The organism is Streptococcus oralis subsp. tigurinus, from assembly GCF_002096275.1.
Taxonomy (GTDB): domain Bacteria; phylum Bacillota; class Bacilli; order Lactobacillales; family Streptococcaceae; genus Streptococcus; species Streptococcus oralis_CN.
This window is the reverse complement of the sequence record NZ_NCUG01000016.1, coordinates 123,900-148,381: the sequence shown is the minus strand read 5'-3', so window position 1 is coordinate 148,381 and position 24,482 is coordinate 123,900. Positions and strand designations below refer to the sequence as shown.

General features: G+C 41.8%; 10 protein-coding genes and 1 pseudogene. 1 reads left to right on the top strand and 10 read right to left on the bottom strand.

Annotated features, from left to right (window positions below; all coding sequences use genetic code 11):
- Nucleotides 1-12 precede the first annotated feature (12 nt).
- The 3 genes from B7725_RS03470 to B7725_RS03460 are packed head-to-tail and all read right to left on the bottom strand — an operon-like array spanning nt 13 to nt 4,147.
- Nucleotides 13-1,758 (bottom strand): ABC transporter ATP-binding protein, encoded by a 1,746-nt coding sequence (locus B7725_RS03470; protein ID WP_000932116.1) that lies wholly within the window; start codon nt 1,756-1,758, stop codon nt 13-15.
- Nucleotides 1,751-3,517 (bottom strand): ABC transporter ATP-binding protein, encoded by a 1,767-nt coding sequence (locus B7725_RS03465; RefSeq protein WP_084874581.1) that lies wholly within the window; start codon nt 3,515-3,517, stop codon nt 1,751-1,753. The genes B7725_RS03470 and B7725_RS03465 overlap by 8 nt, the downstream gene beginning before the upstream one ends.
- Nucleotides 3,518-3,535: 18 nt before the next feature.
- Nucleotides 3,536-4,147 carry a TetR/AcrR family transcriptional regulator gene (locus tag B7725_RS03460; RefSeq protein WP_000712306.1) on the bottom strand — a complete coding sequence of 204 codons (612 nt, stop codon included), beginning with the start codon at nt 4,145-4,147 and terminating at the stop codon, nt 3,536-3,538.
- 416 nt (nt 4,148-4,563) lie between these two features.
- Here B7725_RS03460 and B7725_RS09985 point away from each other — a divergent pair.
- Nucleotides 4,564-6,135, top strand: a pseudogene (locus B7725_RS09985) (IS1182 family transposase).
- A gap of 4 nt (nt 6,136-6,139) precedes the next feature.
- Here B7725_RS09985 and B7725_RS03435 read toward each other — a convergent pair.
- The 7 genes from B7725_RS03435 to B7725_RS03400 all read right to left on the bottom strand — a co-directional run bounded on the left by B7725_RS03435 (nt 6,140) and on the right by B7725_RS03400 (nt 24,327).
- Nucleotides 6,140-10,288 (bottom strand): LPXTG-anchored SHIRT domain periscope protein, encoded by a 4,149-nt coding sequence (locus tag B7725_RS03435; protein WP_084874576.1) that lies wholly within the window; start codon nt 10,286-10,288, stop codon nt 6,140-6,142.
- A gap of 590 nt (nt 10,289-10,878) precedes the next feature.
- Nucleotides 10,879-12,225, bottom strand: coding sequence for a type I glutamate--ammonia ligase (gene glnA, locus B7725_RS03430; protein ID WP_001122894.1), 1,347 nt, complete (start codon nt 12,223-12,225; stop codon nt 10,879-10,881).
- Between the two features lie 36 nt (nt 12,226-12,261).
- Entirely contained in the window at nt 12,262-12,618 is a 357-nt protein-coding gene (gene glnR / locus B7725_RS03425; RefSeq protein ID WP_000664336.1) for a transcriptional repressor GlnR, read from the bottom strand.
- Nucleotides 12,619-12,694: 76 nt separating this feature from the next.
- On the bottom strand, nt 12,695-13,222 hold the full coding sequence (locus tag B7725_RS03420; RefSeq protein ID WP_084874575.1) for an FUSC family protein: 528 nt from the start codon (nt 13,220-13,222) through the stop codon (nt 12,695-12,697).
- A gap of 132 nt (nt 13,223-13,354) precedes the next feature.
- On the bottom strand, nt 13,355-17,998 hold the full coding sequence (locus B7725_RS03415; RefSeq protein WP_084874573.1) for an antigen I/II family LPXTG-anchored adhesin: 4,644 nt from the start codon (nt 17,996-17,998) through the stop codon (nt 13,355-13,357).
- Nucleotides 17,999-18,160: 162 nt separating this feature from the next.
- On the bottom strand, nt 18,161-19,360 hold the full coding sequence (locus B7725_RS03410; RefSeq protein WP_084852223.1) for a phosphoglycerate kinase: 1,200 nt from the start codon (nt 19,358-19,360) through the stop codon (nt 18,161-18,163).
- A gap of 242 nt (nt 19,361-19,602) precedes the next feature.
- Nucleotides 19,603-24,327, bottom strand: a complete 4,725-nt coding sequence (locus tag B7725_RS03400) for an endo-beta-N-acetylglucosaminidase (RefSeq protein WP_084874571.1) — start codon at nt 24,325-24,327, stop codon at nt 19,603-19,605.
- Nucleotides 24,328-24,482 lie beyond the last annotated feature (155 nt).

The window sequence follows — 24,482 nt, the reverse complement described above, 5'->3', positions numbered from 1 at the left end:
AAAGATATTTCTTTAACTTTCCGTATCTATCCTCCAGCTGGTAGCTGTTTTTCTTTCTTGGATAAACTTACTATAGATACCTTGTTTGGCTAGTAAGTCTTGATGTTTTCCTTGCTCGACAATGCGGCCTTGATCCAGCACTAGAATCTGGTCTGCATGCTCAACCGTCTTGAGTCGGTGGGCAATCATGATAATGGTCTTATCTCGAGTCAGAGCCCGAATAGCCTGCATGAGGGCTTCTTCGTTTTCTGGGTCAACATTGGCTGTTGCTTCATCCAGAATGATAATAGGCGCATCCTTGATAATAGCCCGTGCGATGGAAATGCGCTGACGCTCACCTCCAGAAAGACTAGCACCTCCTTCACCGATCTTGGTATCATAGCCATCAGGCAGTGAGAGGATAAAGTCATGACAGGCAGCTTTCTTAGCAGCCTCTATCACTTCTTCCTGACTGGCCTCTGGCTTCCCAAAACGAATGTTATTGGCAATGGTATCCTCAAAGAGATAGACGCTTTGGAAGACAAAGCTGAAATTACGAATCAGGCTGTCATAGCTGTAATCTCTAACATCATGTCCGTCCAGACTGATACTGCCTTGATCCACATCCCAGAAGCGGGCGATGAGGTAGCAGAGCGTTGTTTTGCCAGAGCCAGAAGGTCCGACCAAGGCAGTTGTTGTTTTTTCGGGAATGGTGAGGGAAACCTGGTCAATAATTTTCTTATTTCCATAAGAGAAGCCAACATCTCTCAGCTCAATCTGGCTGCTCTTAGGTTCAATGTCCTGACCACTGATGTCCATCGGCTGGATAGCCAAGACTTGATTGACCATATCAACCGACAGATCAACAATGCGCAGGAGAGAAGAGAAAGAGCCAACGCCGTCTAGATTTTCATAAATCATAAAACCACTGACAATCATCATAATGGTTACCAGCAGTTCCATACTGCCATTGAGATAAAAATAGATAGAGAAAAGCCCCATAAAGAGACCGGTCAGCTTGGTCACTATGCCCTGGAGGGCAATGTAAGGTGAGGTCACGAGTGTCATTTTGGTATCTAGCTGACTCTTGCCTTCAATAGCCTTGGACAGCTTCTTAGCAGAACGGTTGACCAGATTGTAGTTCTTAACTTCAGCAATCCCTTGGCTATACTCCAAAACAACAGCTACTAGGTCCGTATCTGCCTGATACTTGTCATCAGAAACCTTACCAACTTGCCAACGCATGAGGGTATTAGGCAGGAGAAAGAGAATGAGACCCACCAAGAGAACCAGACCAACCCGCCAATCATATAGAAAGACCAAAATAGTGATGAGACCAGTCGTCAGAAAGCCCTGCACAGTCATCATAACCACTCTGGTAGCTACATCAGACAGTCCTTCCAGCGTATTAGTTGTAACACTGGTAATCTTGCCCAAGCTATTTTGATTAAAGTAACCCATGGGTAGATAGCGCATGTGCTCGGCAATTTCAATCCGCTTCTGAGCACAAGTGTGATAGCCCGCTTCCGTCTGCAGCATGGTGATTTTCAGGGTAATCCAAACGTTTAGCACAGTGGATACCAGCATGATTCCTAGAGCCAGCCAGAAGGTCTGCATAGAGAGATTCTTCTCAATCAGTCCCATAAGAACTAGGCCGATTGCTGGGATACGCAGAGCGATGATAAAGGACTTGATGATGCCCAGATAAATGGACTGATAAAATTTCTTACGGTCCTCTGCCGTACAAAAATCAAAGAATTTCTTCAGTATATTAAGCATGGGTCAGCCCTCCTTCCATCTCACCACTATCCCTGGTAGCAATATGGGTCCGCCACATGGAAGCATAAAGCGGACTAGCTGCCAGCAACTCTTCATGCCGACCCCTAGCTTCAATCCGACCATCATTGACCAGGACTATCTGGTCTGCACTCATAATCGTAGACAGCCTGTGGGCAATGACAATCAAGGTCCGTCCCTCAATCAGACGAGCTAGACTGGACTGAATCCGTGCTTCATTTTCCGGATCTGTATAAGCAGTCGCTTCATCCAAGATAAGAATCGGCGCATCCTTAAGCATGGCACGGGCGATGGCAATCCGCTGACGCTCCCCACCAGATAGATGACCACCGCCAGAGCCTACCTGAGTCTCAAAGCCATTTTCCAAGTTCATGATAAAGTCATAACAGCCACAGCGACGGGCAATCTCGATGACATCTTCATCAGAAGCTGCTGGATTTCCCATCCGGATATTTTCCATAATAGTCTCATCAAAGAGGTAATTATCCTGGGTCACGTAAGCAATCTGCCGGCTGTAATAGTCTAGCGGAAGCTGGCGAATGTCCAAGCCACCATAAGTAATCTGGCCAGAAGTGACATCCCAGAAAGAAGCTAGAAGCTTGGCAATTGTAGACTTACCTGAGCCAGATGGCCCAACTAAAGCATTGATGCTACCAGTCTTAATATCTAACGAAATTCCATGTAGCACCTCCTCTTCATTTGTATAACCAAAGCTGACATTCGTCATGACCAGATCCCTTCCTTTTGGAAGTTCTCGCAAATCCTGAGGTCTTTTCAAATCAGGCTTTTCCAAAATATCAATGACTTGGCCAAAAATAGTCCCGATTTTCCGTAAATCGTCCATGTAACTAGCCACTAAAATCAGAGGAGTCAGAAGACTGAGCGAAAGAATAATCATCAGAATGAAATTGCTGGCAGTCAAGCTACCTTGCAGATAGAAATAACAGCCAGCCGGCAGCAGAAAGAGCAAGCCTGATGGCAGAAATGCAGTCACAATGCCCATCTCCAGATTGAACTTGTGCATCCACTCAATAAAGCAATCTGCTCCTTCTCTAGCAGCCGTCACAAACTTATCGTAAGAAAATTTTTCCTTGCCAAAAACCTTGATAACCTCAATCCCATTGATGTATTCCACCGCTGTATCATTGAGTTTTTTGGTCTTGACCAGAGTATTTTGATAGTCAGTTTCGCTATTAGCAACCATTCGCATATATGCCAGCGCCACGACGGGAATAGTCAGGAGAGACAGCAAGGTCAGTCGCCAATCGATAACCAGCATGGCAATGAGAACAATAATCGGACCAAAAATCCCAGCAGTAAACTCTGGAATTAGGTGAGCCAAGGTCGTTTCGGTCGCATCCACCCTCTCAACGATAATGTTTTTATAGCTGCCTGATGACTGACTAAGCACTATACCTAAAGGCAACCTTGCTAGCTTATCTGTTAAGCGGTGCCGCATTTCTGCTAGAATCTTAAAAGTTGCCGTATGTGACAGCATGGTGGAAATACCGTGAAATCCCCAGTAGCCAATCCAAGCCAGAGCCACCCAAGCCGACTCTTGCAGGTAGAAATCCCAGTTTTTATTGCCAGCCAAGAGCTGATTAATCATTCCGCCAATAAAGAAATAAGGCAGAAATCCTGAAATCACAGAGGCAAAGGCAAAGATTAGACTGAGCACAAAATATATCTTATGAAGGGAAACAAAGTCCCAGATCCAAGCAAGAACAGATTTTTTCTTCATAGAATTTCCTTCTTTCTATCAAAAACCAAGCAAACCTCCCCAGTCAAACAAGTCCATGATGGAATGGCAAAATTCCAGCGCCTGCTCTTGGGGCCAGTCTTGAGCCAAGGGCTCAAATACAGCTGTGTAATAAGCTGTCATGCACGATCGCAGAAACTCGTGTTTGACCAAATGATTGATTTTCCCCTCTTTGTAAGCCAGCTCCAAATAGCGATAAGTCTCGTTAGCAGCCAAATGAGGCAGACGCATCCTGAAGTCCGCTTGCGAAGAACCCTGAGATTTAAAGAGCAAGAGCTGCATAATATCCTTATACTTATAGAGAATCCGCATCAGGGACTGGAGATCCTCTAAGCGATGTGCCCACATGTCAGACAGGTGTCCCTCTTCTAGAAAAGCATAGTCACGTCGCTTCTGATCTTGTCCATACTGGTCTAAGGCTGTCAGAGTAGGCTCAAGCAGAGCAGTAAAGAGACTGTCCTTACTCTCATAGCGCTTATAAAGAGCCCCAGTCGTCAAGCCAGCAGCGCGACAAATTCTCCGCAGTGAAGCATCCTGATAGCCATAAACCAAGAACTCACTCCTTGCGCTTTCCAAGATTTTTTCGTTTAACTCATCTGTTTCTTTTTTCATGATTTTAATTCGATAACACCGTTATCGCCTTTCTTCTTTTATTATAAATTCTGACAATTTAACTGTCAAGGAAAAACAAAAAAAGGCCGAAAAATATTTTCATCGGTCTAGTTCTATACCTTATCCTCTTGTAAACATGACAAAAGAGAGTGGGACAGAAATCGGTAATTCGTTAGAATTCGATTTCGTCGTCCCGCCTCCGCACAGTTGAGTAGGGCTGTAAAAGCTGATGAAATCAGCGTAGTAGAGCCCACTCAACCACTGCGTCTTGCTCGACGATCCAAAAACAATTGAGGAGGCTGGGACAAAAGTCTCTTTGCCACAAAAAAGCAACGGATTTGCCGTTGCTTTTTGCATGATTGCGATAGTCTTGCTAAAATAGAATTGCTCAATAAACCATTTAGAAAGGCTATCCCATGCACATTCACTATAACACAAATCAAACAACTTTACCACTAGAAATCAGTTCTTTCTTGCCACAAGACCATCTTCTCTTTACCATTGAAAAAGTGGTGAATACCTTGGAGGATTGTCACTTCCACGCCTTTTATCATGCCTTTGGTCGCCCGTCTTATCACCCTAAAATGCTTGTATCTACTCTTCTATTTGCCTATTCACAAGGGATTTTCTCTGGTCGAAAAAATGATGATTGAAAATCTGGCTATGCAGTATTTAACAGGAAAGTTGGTTGTCAGCTATCGCACCATCAATCGATTTCGAGTCGCTGAAGGGATGGAAGACCTCATTCGTGATCTGTTCATCGACCTCAATCTTCGTTTAAAAATGGAAGAGTTAGTGACCTTAGATTGTCTGTTTATTGACGGGACTAAGATTGAAGCCAACGCCAACAAGTATAGTTTTGTTTGGAAGAAAGCGACAGACAAGTTTTCCGCCAAAACTTCAAGAACAGATACAGGTCTATTTCCAAGAAGAAATCACTCCCCTTATCCATCAAGCTATTAGGATGGATGAAGAAGAGCCGATTTCTTCAGAGCAGTTGCTTGCATTCGCTCAAGTCCTTGAAGAAGAATTGGCAAAACTGAACCAAGACATTGAGGAGACACCCCTTAAAGGAGAGGACGAACGTAAAATCCAACGTCGTAAACTCAAGAAAGTCCTGCGTAAAGTCAAGGATGATTTTTCAGTACGCGCTAAAAAATATGAGAGCTATCAAGAGACATTTGACGGGCGTAACAGCTTTTCTAAAACAGATACAGATGCCACTTTTATGCGCATGAAAGAAGACCATATGAAAAACGGCCAACTCAAGGCTGCTTATAATCTTCAAATCGCTACTGAAAACCAATTTGTGCTTCACTATGATGTCTTCTCAAATCCGACAGACACAAAGACTCTCCTGCCCTTACTTGAAACTTATCCACATGACCTAAAGACAGTTGTCGCAGATGCTGGATATGGAAGTGAAGAGAACCTTCTTCGTTTAGATGAAAAGGAGGTGAAGCATCTGATTAAATATGCCATGTTTGATCAGGAACAGAAGAAAGGGTATAAACAGTCGGCTAGAAACTTAGCGAATTGGCACTATGATAACAAGGAGGATAGCTATATACATCCTGATGGCTGATGCTATCGTTTTCACCATATCAAACATCAGAAAACACAGACGGACTTTCAACAGGAAATCAAGGTTTATTCCGCTGATGAACCTGAAATAGCCCCTCCAAAGGGACTATATATCAACGAACGTTATCAACACTTGAAAGCTAAAGAATGTCAGGCGTTTTTATCTCCCCAAGGTAGACAGACAGATTTTCGCTCAACGCAAGATTGATGTGGAACCTGTCTTTGGGCAGATAAAGGCTTGTTTGGGTTACAAGAGATGTAATCTAAGAGGCAAACGTCAAGTAAGAATTGACATGGGATTGGTACTTATGGCCAATAACCTCCTAAAAAACCCAACTAATCGCTTGATTAGTTGGGTTTTCATTTATGAAATTGAATTCCTCTGTTTAATCTTTAATGATTAAAACATTAGTCTTCTTTTTTCTTGCGTGCCACAAGACCAAATCCGCTCAATACTCCAAGAAGTCCAAGAGCTGCTAGGCTAGAGTGATCTTCTGTACCAGTATTAGGCAATTCCTTAGCTGGTTTTGATGGTTTCACAGAAGGAATAATTTTTTCATAAACATGAACTGTGTCGCCATTTGGAAGTTTCTTAGTCTCTACGAAGCGGTAACCTGGAATATCTTTCTTAGGTTGTTCGCCATCTTCGCTTGGATTACCTGGAATCTCGTTTCCTTCTTTATCCTTGAATGATGTCTTAACTTTTTCGTAGACGTGCTCTGTATCTCCATTTGGAAGTTTCTTAGTCTCTACGAAGCGGTAACCTGGAATATCTTTCTTAGGTTGTTCGCCATCTTCACTTGGATATCCTGGAATGTCGTTGCCTTCTTTATCCTTGTGACTGGTCTTCACTTTTTCGTAGACATGTTCAGTGTCGCCGTTTGGAAGTTTCTTAGTCTCTACGAAGCGGTAACCTGGAATATCTTTCTTAGGTTGTTCGCCGTCTTCGCTTGGATATCCTGGAATCTCATTTCCTTCTTTATCCTTGTGACTAGTTTTCACTTTTTCGTAGACGTGCTCTGTATCTCCATTTGGAAGTTTCTTAGTCTCTACGAAGCGGTAACCTGGGATGTCTTTCTTAGGTTGTTCCCCATCTTCACTTGGAATTAATGTATTCCCCTTAGTATCTACAAAAGAAGTAATTGGACGTACAGTTGGAGCTGGGGTAAATTCCCAAGTTCCTGTAAATTTAACGTCCGCTCCATTGATGGTTTCTGATGCCTTGTCATAGGACTTGAAGCTCCAAGTACCTTCTGCTGTCTTCACTTCTGTTTGACTTGGTTGTGTTGGAGTCACTTTGCTGCCATCTTTCAAGTCTGTTTGGTCTGCTGGAAGTAGAGTTTTCACTTCTTGTGGAAGTTCTTTTCCTGGAGTTCCGCTGACAAACTCGTGAACTGCTTTATGAGTCACTGTTGGTGCTGGGCTCGCTGTAAATTCCCATGTCCCTACAAACTTAACATCTGAACCGTTGACAGTCTCTGAAGTCTTGTCGTATGACTTGAAGCTCCATGTGCCTTCTGCTGTCTTCACTTCTGTTTGACTTGGTTGTGTTGGAGTCACTTTGCTGCCATCTTTCAAGTCTGTTTGGTCTGCTGGAAGTAGAGTTTTCACTTCTTGTGGAAGTTCTTTTCCTGGAGTTCCGCTGACAAACTCGTGAACTGCTTTATGAGTCACTGTTGGTGCTGGGCTCGCTGTAAATTCCCATGTTCCTACAAACTTAACATCTGAACCGTTGACAGTCTCTGAAGTCTTGTCGTATGACTTGAAGCTCCATGTGCCTTCTGCTGTCTTCACTTCTGTTTGACTTGGTTGTGTTGGAGTCACTTTGCTGCCATCTTTCAAGTCTGTTTGGTCTGCTGGAAGTAGAGTTTTCACTTCTTGTGGAAGTTCTTTTCCTGGAGTTCCGCTTACAAATTCATGTGTTGCCTTGTAAGTTGGTGCTGGGGTAAATTCCCAAGTACCGACGAAGTGGGCATCCGCTCCATTGATGGTTTCTGATGCCTTGTCATAGGACTTGAAGCTCCAAGTGCCTTCTGCTGTCTTCACTTCCGTTTTACTTGGTTGTGTTGGAGTCGCTTGACTACCGTCTTTCAAATCTGTTTGGTCTACTGGAAGCAAGTCTTTTACTTCTTGTGGAAGCTCTTTGCCTGGAGTTCCGCTTACAAATTCATGTGTTGCCTTGTAAGTTGGTGCTGGGGTAAATTCCCAAGTACCGACGAAGTGGGCATCCGCTCCATTGATGGTTTCTGATGCCTTGTCATAGGACTTGAAGCTCCAAGTGCCTTCTGCTGTCTTCACTTCCGTTTTACTTGGTTGTGTTGGAGTCGCTTGACTACCGTCTTTCAAATCTGTTTGGTCTACTGGAAGCAAGTCTTTTACTTCTTGTGGAAGCTCTTTGCCTGGAGTTCCGCTGACAAATTCATGTGTTGCCTTGTAAGTTGGTGCTGGGGTAAATTCCCATGTACCGATGAAGTGGGCATCCGCTCCATTGATGGTTTCTGATGCCTTGTCATAGGACTTGAAGCTCCAAGTGCCTTCTGTAGTCTTCACTTCCGTTTTACTTGGTTGAGTTGGAGTCGCTTGACTACCGTCTTTCAAGTCTGTTTGGTCTGCTGGAAGCAAGGATTTCACTTCTTGTGGAAGGTCTTTTCCTGGCGTTCCGCTTACAAATTCATGTGTTGCCTTGTAAGTTGGTGCTGGGGTAAATTCCCATGTACCGACGAAGTGGGCATCCGCTCCATTGATGGTTTCTGATGCCTTGTCATAGGACTTAAAGCTCCATGTACCTTCTGCTGTCTTCACTTCTGTTTGACTTGGTTGAGTCGGAGTCGCTTGACTACCATCTTTCAAGTCTGTTTGGTCTGCTGGAAGCAAGGATTTCACTTCTTGCGGAAGTTCTTTTCCTGGCGTTCCGCTTACAAATTCATGTGTTGCCTTGTAAGTTGGCGCTGGAGTGAATTCCCATTTACCGATGAATTTCACATCTCCATTTTCAACAACTTCTGAATCCTTGTCGTAACCTTTGAATACCCAGTTTCCTTCTGGAACAGATACTTTAGTAGTTGTTGGTTGAGTAGGATTTACAGTCGTTCCATTTGCAAGACCTGATACTTTAGCTGGTAACAAGTTTGTAACTTCTTGTGGAAGGGTCTTACCAGGTGTACCGCTCTCAAATTCATGAATCTTGTTGTAAAGTAAGGTCGTTGTTACCTTGTTTGATGCGAAATAAAGGTTATCTGGTTGCATAGCTACAATGTTTTCGATAGGTCCTGAAGCTTTGTCACCAACCTTATTATTTGTTACTGTATTATAAGTAATACGAATAGGTGTTCCGGCCTTATCTTTGTTCAAGTAGGCAGCAGCCATCTTGACAGTTACTTTTTGACCTGACTTCTCAACAGTATAGTCTGTATCCTTTGCCAACACAACACCATCTGCATCAACTGTAAGATCTTTGAAATCTAAACGATCATCAAAGGTATCAACGAAATCAAGGCTTGATAAAGCTGCAATGATTTCTTTACCTGGTTTTGGAATCTTGAAAAGAGTTTTATAAGTAACTGCCTCTCCTGCTTGTGCTGGGATTTGAGCTGGATCTACCTCCTTTTCTGGGGCAAACTGTACTTGTTCCATGTAAAGAGAGAAAGTTGCAGAGGCATAGTTCGCTGAACGGTAACCAAAGTTCATGGTGTTGTTAACTGAGCGTAGGGCTAAACCGGAAATATTATTTTCGGCCTCCGCACCACTTGTACCACCACCTGGGCCTGCATTCCAAACAGTTTTATCACCTTCTTGAACCGCTTCCAAATTATTGCGGTTGTTCATCACTCGCTTGTCAACGCTAGTGTTGTAATTGGTAACATAGAAAGCTTCCTTGGTATTCCATAGACCATTTGCATCAATATCAGTTGGTTTCATCACCAATTTCATGTCAGGTTCTGAACCATCTGAATACTTAAGTTCTGCTGTTATATCTGCATCAACCGTAAAGGTATTTTTCATGACATCGTCATGTGCCTCATCAACATATGCGATATTCCCAATTTCAAATTGGTTTGCTCCCCATAAATTAGAAACGTTGAAAAAGTTAACTGTTTTCTTATTAACATCAGCCATTTGAGCCGGAGCTTCTGAGTTGTTGATATAATGAAGAGTAACTTTATTAATCGTTAAATAAGCATCTACTTGCTTACCATTGACTGTTCCAGCATTGGTAAATTTCAAAGACAAAGGTTTATCAAAGGTTTGATCTTCCTTTTTGGTTTTATCTACCTTGAGGGTGAAATTTTCCATTGGATAACCAGGATATTTATGTTGTAGATCTCCAAAACCTGGAGCATCCATATGGTATTGCTGCACGGCAGATGACTTAGATACAACACTCATGTTATCCGTAGTTAACTGAAACTGGTAAAGACTTAGTGCAGAAAGATCTGTGTCATCCTTTATTTCTTGCGGTGCCGCAAAAAGGCCTTGAAACGGCAGTAAGAAAAACGCTAAAACAAAGGTTATCATTCCAACGATTGTCTTTTTAAGCCTGTTTTTCGACTTTATCATTCTTTTTCTCCTTATTAAATTTCTTTTTACTTTTTATGATTACACATAAAAAGAAATTTATTGCCATTCTCCATATGGTAAGAACTCCGTTATTAGTACCCAAATTAGTAGTTTTCCCAGCTAACCTACCAATTCTTATCAAAAGAGCTTGTCAATAAATGCTTTTTAGTTTAGCACTCAAAGTAAAAGTTAAAGACAAGAGTTATAGCTCTCAGAGAGACTAGTAACCCACACTCAATTATATCATTAATCAAGCATTTTGGGCAAGCACTTCATTAAATTTTTCTTAAACAAAAAAAGGTCAATTAAAAGCAGATATAAAAAATATTTACTTTTTTTGTAGTGTTACAATAGATGTGAGACAAAGTAGAAAATCGCCATTAAATAGCATCGTTATAAAGAAAATCTAAACATAAACTTGATATCGCTTTCTGATATTTGTCAGAATATTCCCATTCTGATGCATAATTGTAAGCTAGATAAAAAATATGAATTACCTATATTTTCTATACTAAAATCTGTATCAAAATACATTTATAACTTTGCAAACGAAAAAAGATTGCCCATTCGGACAACCTCTTTTCTACTATTTAATACAAATCTAGATAATTATCAACTTCCCATTGCGACACAAAGGTTGCATAGCTAGCCCACTCGATACGTTTGGCTTCAAGGAAGCTCGTATAGATGTGCTCACCTAGGGCAGCCTTGACTACTTCGTCCTCAGTCAAAGCTTTCAAAGCGTTATGAAGCGTTGATGGAAGGTCTGTGATTCCAGCTTCCTTACGTTCATCAGCTGTCATGATGTAGATGTTTTCTTCGATCGGAGCTGGTGCTTCGATTTTGTTTTCAATACCGTGCAAACCAACTTCCAGAAGAACTGCCATCGCGATGTATGGGTTTGCCATTGGGTCTACCGAGCGCAATTCAAGGCGAGTTCCCATACCACGTGAAGCAGGTACGCGCACAAGCGGTGAACGATTACGTCCAGCCCATGCAATATAAACTGGCGCTTCATAACCAGGAACCAAACGTTTGTAGGAGTTAACAGTTGGGTTCATGATGGCAGTATAGTTGTAAGCGTGCTTGATCAAACCACCAAGGAAATAGTAGGCCGTTTCTGACAACTGCATGCCTCTCGGATCTTTTGGATCAAAGAAGGCATTGTTGCCATCTGCATCAAACAAGGACATATTACAGTGCATACCTGATCCAGCAATACCAAATTTTGGTTTCGCCATAAAGGTTGCATAAAGTCCATGTTTGCGAGCAATTGTTTTAACAACGAGTTTAAAGATTTGAATCTTATCACAAGCGCGGAGCACTTCATCATACTTGAAGTCAATTTCATGTTGACCAACCGCAACCTCGTGGTGACTAGCTTCTACTTCAAATCCCATTTTAGTCAAGACATTAACGATTTCACGACGCGTATTGTCCGCAAGGTCAGTAGGCGCCAAATCAAAGTAGCCACCTTTGTCATTTACTTCAAGTGTTGGGTCGCCATTTTCATCCAACTTAAATAGGAAGAATTCTGGCTCTGGTCCAAGGTTGAAGGATTTGAATCCTACTTCCTCCATGTGACCAAGAGCACGTTTGAGGTTGCCACGAGGGTCACCTGCAAATGGTTTACCTTCTGTTGTATAGACATCACAGATCAAACCTGCAACACTTCCGTTTTCATCTCCCCAAGGGAAGACTGTCCATGTATCCAAGTCTGGGTACAAGTACATATCTGACTCATTGATACGTACAAAACCTTCGATAGAAGATCCATCAAACATAGCCTTGTTTGACAAGACTTTATCTAACTGTTCATCTGTAGCAGGAATTTCGACGTTTTTCATCGTTCCCAAAATATCTGAGAACATGAGACGAATAAAGGTAACATTTTTTTCCTTGACTTCACGACGAATATCTGCAGCTGTGATTGGCATGGTTTTTCTCCTTAATATATGACTACTTGCGGTTGCCTAACCGCGACCAAAAGGTGACCGTACTGAAGCAAAGCGACCTTGTTGGAGGAGTTCATTATGAAGTGCGCGACGCACCTCCGTCTGACTCACCACTTTCTTGGACTTCGCCTCACGTTCAGCATATTTTTTCTTAATGGCAGCGATATTGTAGCCTTCAGAGATATAATCTTTGATCTCAAGCAAACGATCCATGTCATTCAACGAATACATGCGACGGTTTCCTTCGTTTCGATCAGGTTTAATCAACTCTTGATCTTCATAATAACGAATCTGACGCGCTGATAGATCGGTCAACTTCATCACACTACCGATAGGAAAAACAGCCATATTTCGGCGAAATTCTCTTTCCTTCATTTACAATTTCCTTCTTTCTGTCTATTATAGTCTAAAAAAATACATACGTCAATCGATAATGTTATAAAATGTAACATTATTTTTCTTTTTTCTCTAAAAAGAGATGAATACGATCAATATCATAATTTACGAGAATTGCGACAAAAACTCCCATGAAAGTTTCCGATACACGCGCAAACACGTACAAAATTGTTTCACCGCTCGGTATTGAGAGGGTAATGATTAACATAGCTGCTACACCACCAATAACCCCCGATTTATTATTCATGGCCACATTTGTCATAATGGTTAACATAGTGCAGATTGGAACAACCACCAAGGTCACCCAAAAGGCTCCTTGAAATAAGGTATTTAAGAGAAAAAAGATAAGGGCGTAGAAACCACCGATACTATTTCCTAGAATACGTGAAGTCCCAAAATGGACACTCTTATCAAAACTCTCCCTCAGACTAAAAACCGCTGTCAGAGCACCGATTTGAAGACCTTTCCAGCCAAAAAAGCCAAAAATCAAAAGAACTAGAAAAACGGCAATTCCCGTTTTAAAAGTCCGCATACCAAGTTTGAACTGTGACTTGTCAAATTTATATTTTTTAAAATAACCCATAATCTCAACTTTCTACTTCCATTTTATCATAAATTAGTTGATTTTATGAGCCAAAATCAATAGGAAACGCTTTTAATTTAGGCTATAAAAAAGAGGAAACAGAGTTCCTCTTTTCTATTTAACTTCCAGAAATTAGTTGCTTTCGTCTTCTTTTCGTTTCAACTGACCAAGTCCTAAAACTCCTACTAAAGCTGCCAGACCAAGATATGGCATGTAGCTTGAATCATTTGTCCCTGTGTGAGGTAGAGTAGGGTTTCCTTTTGGATTTGGATTAGAATTAGAATTAGGGGTTGTTGGCTCCTCTGGTTTCTTAGGTTCTGGTGTTGTCGTGCGAACTGTATTTGAAGCGTAAGCAACTTTATTCACAGTATTTACATAAGTATTTTCAAAGGTTCCGATAGCAATTCGTTTCATTTGAATATAAGTCTCAGCTTGGAATGGAGAATCCAACTGAATCTTTTGAAGGAATTCTTCCTTGAAGCGAATTGTAATCATTCCCTTATCTTGATCATGTTCAACCTGTGTTTCAGCTGTTAAGTCTGTTCCTGCCTTGATAACACGACCGTCTTTCAATCGGATATCAACCTTGGCAAGAACTTTATAGTTTCCAGTGTATTGATCACCTTTTTGGTCATAATCATCTACAAAACTATAGTCATTCAAGTCCTCAGAATGATTTTGTGGAATCAAACCACCGATTAAACGATAATTGAAGTACTGGTTCAATGGAATTGTTTGGCCATCGATATTGTCACTACTTGGATCCATACTGATTGTCACATCTTTTTTTGGTGTGATTTTCGGAACGTTGTTGACAACTACTTCTGTAGCATAGCCATTTCCAAAATCAATTTGGTAGGCTTTGTTTTCATACTTACCACCAGTTTGACCAAATTCAGGTTTAACTGTCATCGGATCTGTGATTAGCAATGATTTTCCTGCTGCTACATAGTTCTTGTAGAATTCAGCTGGATTATCAGCTGAGAAGAGTTGGAAAGCACCTTTAACAGTGATCTTGGCTTTCTTCAGCAGCTCTTGAACCTTCTTAGGCGCAGCTTCTAAACTATCAAATTGTTGAACACTGATACCTGATACAAGGTTGCCCTCTAGATCACGAATCTTAACCAATTCTGGTTGAAGGGTTAAAGCTTCTTCTGGATAATCATCCACGTAGTAGAAACCGTTTTGAATCGCTTCTTTAGAAGATTTATCTCCCTTGTATTGGTCTAAATCCCATGTGAGTTCATAGTAGTTCGTTGAACCAGCTAGAACTTCTTTACCATCAATATTCACACCTTGTTTGTTCTTGTTAACTTTCAAAGGTTTAATGTAGTTGTTATTTGGATTATCGGGATCGTTTGGTTTACCTGGAGTCGTTACACGAACAATGTTTGATTTAACACCATAGGCATCATTGACTGTCAATGTAAAGTTATTTGTATAAGTCGCCCCATCATTCAAAACACGACCAACAACCGTTGGATATAGAGTCTCAAAGGATTTTGTCAAATCTGCATTGAAAGCAGCTAAGGTCTCCTCAGTAGCCTTAAAGGTTACAGTGTGACTAACTTGGTCATAGCTTGTTTCAAAACCTTTGCTCGCATTCTTGGTAGCTTCCAAATCAAACTGATAACCAGTTGGAAGTGGATCTACCAATACAAACGAAGTTGTTTTTGGACGACCTGCGGTTAAAGCCTCTGTTTTCAGTTCAAACTTCACTACAGACTGCTTAGCTACTAGAGTACGATCAATATCTACTCCATCCTCATTCTTAATTTCTTTATTAATTTGAGGTTGCGCCAACAAGCTATTATAATGGAAGTGTACTGTCGGCACCGCTGGAGGAGTCGGCAGCTGTTTAGGAGTTGGTGCTAGCGGCGGAGTTGGCAATGGATCATAGTTTGGCGCTTCTGGTTTTGATGGCTCCGGTTGATCTGGAGTCTTAACCGGTGGAGTTGGCTCATTTTCGTAGCTTGGCTCTACTGGAGCTGGTTCCAATGGTTTTTCTGTCTCATAGTTTGGCGCTTCCGGTTTTGATGGCTCCGGTTGATCTGGGGTCTTAACTGGCGGAGTTGGCTCATTCTCATAGCTTGGCGCTACTGGAGCTGGTTCCAATGGTTTTTCTGCCTCATAGTTTGGCGCTTCCGGTTTTGATGGCTTCGGTTGATCTGGAGTCTTAACTGGTGGAGTTGGCTCATTCTCATAGCTTGGTGCTACTGGGGCTGGCTCCAATGGTTTTTCCACATCATAAGTAGGAGCTTGTGGTTCAGTTGGCGTTACTGGTGGAGTTGGTTTTTCCTTAGTAATTTTCGGAACGTGAACGGCACGAATCTTCCCATTGAGTGAATACCAGATGTTTGGTTTCTTGCCATTTTCTACAGCCATAACAGGATCAGAAGAAACTACTAAAGTAGCAGAAATGGCACCGACAGTCACACGGTTAGTAGAACCTGACATGCTGATTGCTCCCGCACCATACCAAGAGTTTGGTGCATCAGACGAATCCCAACCGGAATCAGGTTGACTATTTTTATACATGGTCCAACGAGATCCACCTTGGCCTTGTTTAAAGTTCAAGGTTTCTGTAGCATAAATTTTCCCGCCTTTTTCTCCAACAGATGAACCTGAAATTTTAATAAAGGTACCAGTGTAATCCTTGGCCATCTCAATAGAATTATTTTCTCTATTTAGAGAAGCAACTGAAAGGAGGGCATTGTCAAAATTAATTGGTTGGTCATTTTCATCATAGAAGGTAAATTCATTTTTGATGAAGATAGATGTATTCTTTTCATCTTTACCAGTATAGGCTGAAGCAAAGACGCCCAACGTTGGGTCTGTAAAGATTCCCAACCAAACTTTTCCACTAGGATTTTGAAATTTTGAAGACGGATCTACAGTATATTTGTAAACAATCTTCGAAATCTTTTTACCATTGTAGTAGGAATTTTGAAGGTTGGTATAAGTCGCTGTTACGCTTTGACCACGCTCTAGAAGAACAGAGCCCCATTTAACTTCAGTTTTATTCCCTACATTGGTGGTCCAGTCAGATTTGTCGTTGATGTTACCATACAATTCCACCGAAGAAGTGGTAGCACCATTTTCCAAATTCTTGACATTTAGATTGTCTAACTGAAGATTCTTTTTACCATATTGGTCTGTATCTTTCTTGAAGGCTTCATCAACTGCTGTTGCTGTAAGAAGTTTTCCTTCTGTTTTAAGATCAAGTTGAGCATTTGGTTCTAAGTCATAAACCAAGCTACGAGCAGATGGTTTAGACAAGTACCCATCCTTGTCTTTATTCTTTTCAAGTTCTACAAGTGCAGCCTTAATAGATGCCTGCTCATCTTGATAAGCCTTCAACTTAGCCGGATACTCAGCCAAATCTTTCTTATATTTGGCAATGTCTGCTTCATATTTTGCAACTTTAGCTTCATAGTCTGCTTTAGCTTTAGCATTTTGCTGCTTAATTTCTTCATTCTTAGTTTGAATTGTCGCATTTTTGGCCTTGTTGTCTTCAACAGCCTTCTCATAAGCTGCTTTAGCATCAGCATTTGCTTTTTGAACGCGAGCTAGTTCTGTCTGATAAGCTACTAGCTTAGTTTGGTAGTCTGTTTCGTTAGCTGCATTCGCTTGTTTGACTGCTGCCAAGTCTTTTTCGTATTGTGCTTTTTTAATCTCATAAGTTGCCTTGGCTGATTCATTTCGTTGTTTAATCGCTTCATTTTCAGCTTGGATAGCATTGTTCTTAGCAGTGTTTTCTTCAACAGCCTTTTCATAGGCTACTTTTGCATCAGAATTAGCCTTTTGAACACGTGCCAATTCTGTCTGGTAAGTTGCTAATTTAGCTTGATAATCAGCATCATTATCTTCTTTAGCTTTCTTAATAGCTGCAAGATCCGCTTCATACTGCTTCATCGCTGCTTCATAATTCGCTTTTGCAGTTTCATTACGCTGTTTAATGGCTTCATTTTCAGCTTTAAGCGTTTCGTTTTTCGCAGTATTTTCTTTTACCGCCTTATCATAGACTTCTTTAGCTTCAGCATTAGCCTTTTGTACTCGAGCTAATTCTGTCTGATAAGCTGAAAGTTTATTTTGATAATCCTCTTGACTATCTTTGTTTGCTTTTTTGACAGTCGCTAAATCTTTTTGATATTGCGCTAACTTAGCCTCATATTCTGCTTTAGCTGTTGCATTGGCAGTATTGATTTTTTCAACTTCTTCTTGATGACTTTTTAGATCTTGTTGATACTTGTCATCCGCTGCTTTGTTTTCAGCATTGATTTTATCTGTTTCAGCCTGATGAGTTGCTGCTGCTTTTTTATATGCTTCAGTAGATGTCTTTATTTCTTCAGCCTGTTTAGCATAATCACTTTTGATTTCATCTTGTTTTTGTGCATTTTCTGTAGTAGTTGTGGCTGTTCCTTTGTCTTTTGTTTCATCTTGAACTACCTTAACTCCTGCAGATTTTGCATCAGCAACGGCTTTATCCAAATCAGCTGATGATACTTCTACTGGCAAAGCTGAGTCTTTAGAACCAGCCTTGGCTTGGCTTTCTTTGGCGGCTTGGCTCATATCTCCTTGAGCTTCAGCTAGATTTGTGGCTGGGTTTCCGGTACTTGTAACTTCAACCGCACTTGTGCTTGTTGTCTCTTTTACTTCATCAGCAAAAACTGCCTGATCTGCAAAAGCAATCAAAGCAGTCCCTAAAACAGCACCACACAAAGTTTTTGCAACCTTGCTTTTACGAAATCCATAGACTTCTTTTCTATTTTTCATTGTAATCTCTTTCTGTATCTCATTTTTGTCGTTTACTATCCATAGTATCACTTTAAAACCCAAGATGCAAATATTTAATCCTTTTCTTTTCATATATGCAATAATATACATTGAAAAAGGTACAAAAAAGAAGATGGCGAAACCATCTTCTTAATTATACTCTTATTTTTCTGTAAGTGCAGCCAATCCTGGCAATACTTTACCTTCAAGGAGTTCCATTGATGCTCCACCACCAGTAGAGATCCATGAGAACTTGTCTGCACGACCAAGGTTGATCGCTGCGGCAGCTGAGTCACCACCACCGATGATTGATTTCACGCCTGGTTGTTTCACGATAGCATCCATTACACCGATTGTACCAGCTTGGAAGTCAGGGTTTTCAAATACACCCATAGGTCCGTTCCATACAACTGTCTTCGCACCAGTCAATTCTTGATCGAATTTAGCGATAGATTTTGGACCGATATCCAAACCAAGGAAACCTGGGTCTACTGCTTCACCTTCAGTGTCTTTCACTTCAGTGTAGTCAGCAAATGCGTTTGCTTCTTTTGAGTCAACTGGCAAGATCAATTTGCCGTTTGCTTTTTCAAGAAGAGATTTTGCAACATCCAATTTGTCTTCTTCTACAAGTGAGTTACCGATTTCGATACCTTGAGCTTTGTAGAATGTGTAAGTCATCCCACCACCGATAAGAACTTTATCAGCTTTTTCAAGCAAGTTTTCGATAACACCGATCTTGTCTGAAACTTTTGAACCACCAAGGATAGCCACGAATGGACGTTCTGGAGCTTCAACTGCTTCTTGAATGTAGGCAATTTCGTTTTCAAGAAGGAATCCAGCAACTGCTTTTTCAACGTTTGCTGAGATACCAACGTTAGATGCGTGTGCACGGTGAGCTGTACCGAATGCATCGTTTACGAAGATACCATCTCCAAGTGATGCCCAGTATTTACCAAGTTCAGGATCATTTTTAGATTCTTTCTTGCCGTCAACATCTTCGAAACGAGTGTTTTCAACCAAGAGAACTTGTCCATCTTCAAGAGCGTTAACAGCGGCTTCCAATTCAGCACCACGTGTAACACCTGGGATAAATTTAACTTCTTGTCCCAATTTAGCAGCCAAGTCAGCAGCTACAGGAGCAAGTGATTTACCTTCTTTGTCTGCTTCTTCTTTTACACGTCCAAGGTGAGAGAAGAGGATTGCACGTCCACCTTGTTCAAGGATATACTTGATAGTTGGAAGAGCTGCAGTGATACGGTTGTCATTGGTAATCACGCCATCTTTAACAGGTACGTTGAAGTCAACACGAACGAGAACTTTTTTCCCTTTCAAGTCAACGTCTTTAACAGTCAATTTTGCCATTAGATATGACTCCTTCTTTTTTTATACGTGTTAATTATATCACAAAATCAACAAAAGAGATAGAAAAACCCTAAACTTTTCTTGTTCTTTCTTATAATTAAAACTAGCATTTTTTAAAATCAAATCTAGAAAAACCTTATCAAATAAGTAATCAATGCGAGATAAAATAATCAAAACAAGGTTTGACTGCAGCCAAACCTTGTTTTTAGTTTTTATGAGGAAATCCAAGAATTCTAAATCGATTAGTCTTCTTTTTTCTTCCTAGCAAGCAAGCCATAGCCACTCATTGCTCCGAGAAGTCCCAGAGCTACTAGACCGGCATCTATTTCTGCCCCAGTATTTGGCAGTTGTTTGCTTGCATCTTCAACTTTTGCTGGTGCAGCTAAAGGAACTTGAACTGTTGTTTGTAAGACTTGTTCTTCTTTCGTTCCAACTTCTGTGATTTCTGGAATTGCTTCCTTAAGAACTTCAGTCAAACGAAGGGTACGATTGCCTTGGGTATCCACTTCTACAAAGCGACGAACTTGGCCTTCAACTCCTGCTTGCACAACGCGGCGTTGGCCTTTGAGAAGGTCGGCATTTGGTCGTTCTTGGCGTTCGAAGGCAAGTGGTTTTTCTTCAATTTCAAGAGTTGGTTTCTCGTGAACTAAATCTTTTACACCTTCAGCCGGTTGGTTACTTGACAGAACTTTTGTACCAACTTCTGTGATTTCTGGGATAGCTTCCTTGAGAACTTCAGTCGAATGAAGGGTGCGTTTGCCCTGACCATCGACTTCTACAAAGCGACGGACTTGACCTTCAACTCCAACTTGCACAACACGGCGTTGTCCTTTGAGAAGTTCGGAGTTTGGTCGCTCCTGACGTTCAAAGGCTGTTGTTTCAGTTTCAACAACTAGTTCAGGGAGAGCTTCAACCGTTGGAGCCACTTCATTTGGATCCATACTTCCAACATGGTGACTTTCTTCTGTAGGAGCTAGTTTCTTATTCAACTTTTCTTTCATTTCCGCAAAAGCTTGAGGAGTTGGCGTTTGTAAAGATAATAAAGCTTCTGCTTGGGCAATCAACTCAGCTTGAGAATCTTTTTCACGAACTTTTGTCAACAAGCCTTCCAATTCTTCTCTAGCAGTTTGATAACGTTGATTTCCATCCAAGTCTGTCCCGGCTTGTTTCAACTCATTCAAAGCCCGGTTGACTTCTTCTTGACTAGCATTGTGGTTTTCTGCTACAGCTTTCGCTGCATTGAGCTTCTCTACTAGTGCTGCTTGTTTGTCCTCGCTTGAGAAGGTGTAGGCAAGAGTTGACTGACGGCCTTGGGCAGCAGTGATTTCTTGTTTAAGGTACTCATCATTGACTGCAGCCTTTGGAGAAACCAAGACATCAAACTCAGCTGTATGACCTTTGTAATGTAAGGTCAAGGTCTGGCGTCCAGTCTTTTGAGAATCGTAGCCCGTGATTTCAACACCTTCATCAGTAAAGCCGTGAGTCTCTTCTGTCTCGTCATCATAGAGAACTCCGAAGCGACCTTCTGCAAGATCCAGTTGATCCCCTACTAGATAGTCTGTTTTTGGTTTCTTAGTAATGTACAAACCTGCTACTTCTTTTGCTTTTCCTTCATCTTGACCAGTCACTTGTACCTTTAAATCACCAGTAACTGGAAGTCCAAGGTAGCTGACTGTGAGCTTCTGTTCCCCTTTTTGATGAGCGTCGTACCCAGATACCGTCACACCTGAGTGAGTAAGGTTAATCAGCTCGTCGGCTTGTCCCCCTTCGTATTGAACACGGAGTGTTCCGCCTCTGAGGTCCAGTTTTTCTCCCTCTTTATAAACCGTCTTCTTAGGTCCTTTTTCGAGACTAACTGCAGCAATTTTTCTTTCATCCTGTGGAATCGCTACAGCCAAGGTGTTACTGATTTCTTTGCCAGGTAGTTGGGTACGGTAGTAGAGGAGATTTGGTTGTTTGTCAAAGGCTAATGGTGCTGTTGCCAGATCGCCACCAGTTTCAGACTTCAATGTCGCAATTGGTGTTTGCGAATCCGCCTTGTCGTAAACGGTGATGGTTGCGCCTGCCGGAACATCAGAGAAGCCTAGTTGAACTTGATGGTTTCCAAGTGAACGAGCAGCTACCTTAGCCATTGGAATATTTTGACTTTCTGTGTCCAAGGTTTCGTACATCTTCCAGTTGTAGATACGAATGGCCTTCCAAGGTGTTCCGTTATCAGATGTGATAACTTTTAGACGCCAGTCTTGGGCAGTGATTGGTTTGTCAAGAGTGATATCTGTAACGTGCGCTTTATTGCCACGGACTTCCTTGGCTAGTTTCCACTCGCCATCTGTATCCTTGTAATAAAGATCAAAGTCCTTGGTGTTCATCAGACCATCGTTAACAGACTCACCACCAGCTCCCGCATGATCCATTACCCATCTGACAACACGACGTGGTTGAGTCAAACGAATATCGACACTACCGCTCAATTGTGCTGAAGACCACTTGTCTGACAGACTTGTAATCGTACCGTTCAACATGCCTTCGATGCCTTCCCCACCTTCAGTATTGGGGAAAGTGCTACCAATAACCGTTGCCCCTGGAACAATATTTTCAGCCAAAGGTCTTGGGAGAGTCGTATCCTGAACTGTCATCCCCCAGTTAAAGGACGTCGTCGCCGCTTCAGAACGAAGTCCATTTTTACCTACTGCAACGACTTTCAGTTCCTGAGTCCTACCAGTCGCATTAGCAGAACGGCTAACTTTTGGCAAGTAGATAGTGGAAGCAGATGATCCTGTCAACAAACGCCAGTTATCTCCATCTTTTTCGTAGACTTCATAGAAATCTGCATCTTGGTTACCAGCAAATTGGACCACTGCTTCAGCTTCTTGGGCATTCTTAAGAGATTGTTTCACCACAGAAAGTCCCGTCGGCGCTTGTGGTGCTTGGTGGTTATCTGAAATTGTTAATTGACCTAAGTTGAACTGATAATCTTTTACAGCACCTTCATGTTCGAAGAAGAGTTTAACTGCATAGATAGTCTTTCCTGCTAGTGAGCCAAGGTCAAATTCTTCATTTGTCCAGTTATCAGAGAGAGTCAGTTCTTTCCATGCAGCTGCATCCTCAAATTTGTAGTCTGGAGTCGTAGAGAAGGCCATATAAACTTTCGAGCCTTTTCCTCCCTTGTGGGCAACCCGAAGTTTGGTTTTCTCCGTTACTTCTAGTTTAGTAGAATACAAATTCACATCTTGGTCCGTCTTACCAGCTACATCACCTGAGAATTTAAGGGAGTTCCCACCATTATAGGCATCTGTAAAGTCATATTCTGCATGGAGTTTTCCCCCCGTCGAAGTCTGCCACCAACGCCATGTTGGTAAGACACCTGAAACCGAACGGTAGTTCCACTCAGAATCCTTAGAAACTTTACCGTCTACAAACCACTTTCTACCATGTCCTGTATTAAAAGAGGTAGTGAAGGTTCGGCCTACTGCTGGAGTGCGGTCCGCAACTAAATTAGCAATTCCATACCACTCTTTATCAGCAGGTTTTTGAGCTGTTGGATCTCCTTGGTAACCTGTAAAGAATATGTCCTCGTTCTTGTGGTAGTCTTCACCTGTTTTTCCTAGACTGGTAATCGTATCTGGTGCAAAGAGTCCAAGTGACAAACGCAACTTGCCTTTTTCATCTAAAAGAGCATCCCATTTGACTTTGGTCTTATAAGAGCCACCTTGTTGCAATTCTAAGCCTGCAAAGACATCATACTGGCTACGTTCCAGCCATTTTGCCATCTCTACAGAGTGGTCATTCTTTTCCTTGTTCCAGTTGAAATTGGCAAAAAATTGATCCGCGGGGACCTTGTCACCTTCTTTTTGCATAAACTGGTAGTTGTAGTCTCCCAAGCCATCTTCGTGGTAACGACCGTATTTGTAGGTCATGGCATCGTACCAAGCATACTTGATTGGGTGGTTGACTTTGGCTGCATATTCTTTTGTATAGAGCATGAATTGGCGCATTTTTTCACCAAGAGGTGCTACCAATTCCCCCGTTGTTTCCTGATTAATGAAATAGCCATCAAAGCCATAGTACTTAGCAAGATCGACAAGTTTCCGTGCGATAGGGAAGGTGCCATCTGCGTCTTGTTTCAAGGCAGCTGCAAATTTCTCTTGGTCAGCAATGCTGTTTGACCAGTTGAAAAAGAGGGTTCCATAAACGGGAACTCCGTTGCGGTGACCGGCATCAATGACATCTGGAGTAGGGACTAGGCCTTCCCAGAAGACCATTGAATCCAAGTATTGCCAGTAGTCAAAAGCATAGGCCTTGAATTCTTCTCCACCAACAGAAGCGTGGTCTTTAGCTTTCGAGTTGGTATTTGCCAGCGCTTGAACCTTGGCTCTTCTGCTTGCTTTTTCATTGACCAACTGACCTCTATGGCGCTTGGCGAGTTCAACTGAGGAACGATTGATGGGATCATCCTCACGCGCACCCGGTTCCCATTTCAACAAATCATCCCAAGTATCAAATTTGATTTCTTTTGGTCGGAGACTCTTCTCTTCATTTTTAGGAACGTCTGCTAGAGTTGGTTTATCCGTTTTCTTCTCAGCGACTTGAGGAGCTTCCTCTGGTTTGACTTCTTCTTTTTCAGTTGGTTGAGCAGGTTTTTCAGCTTTATCCGTCGGAGTTGGCTTCGCTTCTTCTTTTTCATTGACCAAATCAGCTATTGCTGGAGTGTTTTCTGAAATGGGTTGCTCAGCTACTTTGTTTTCAGTTTCCTCTAATTGTTTTTCGATGGCTGCAGTGTCTGGATTAGCAGTTTCACTCACATTTGCCGCTTGAGCGCTCGTATTAGTGGCTGTTTCAGGGGCAGCGACCTGTTCGGCAAGAGCTGGGCTCGCAAATAGAGCTGAACCAATCATCAAGGAACAAGCCCCGATTGACAGCTTTCGAATACTGTAACGGCAACGTTTTTCAAAAAATAGATCTTTCATCTTATCCTCCCAATATAATAAAAAGTAACTGTTCTCAGTGCACACCACCAGAACAGGATCATCTTCATTTTATCCTATATGAAAGCGTTGTCAATCTGTTTAACATAAAAACTATAACTAGGATAATAATCAGTAAAATTTGGACACAATCCTAT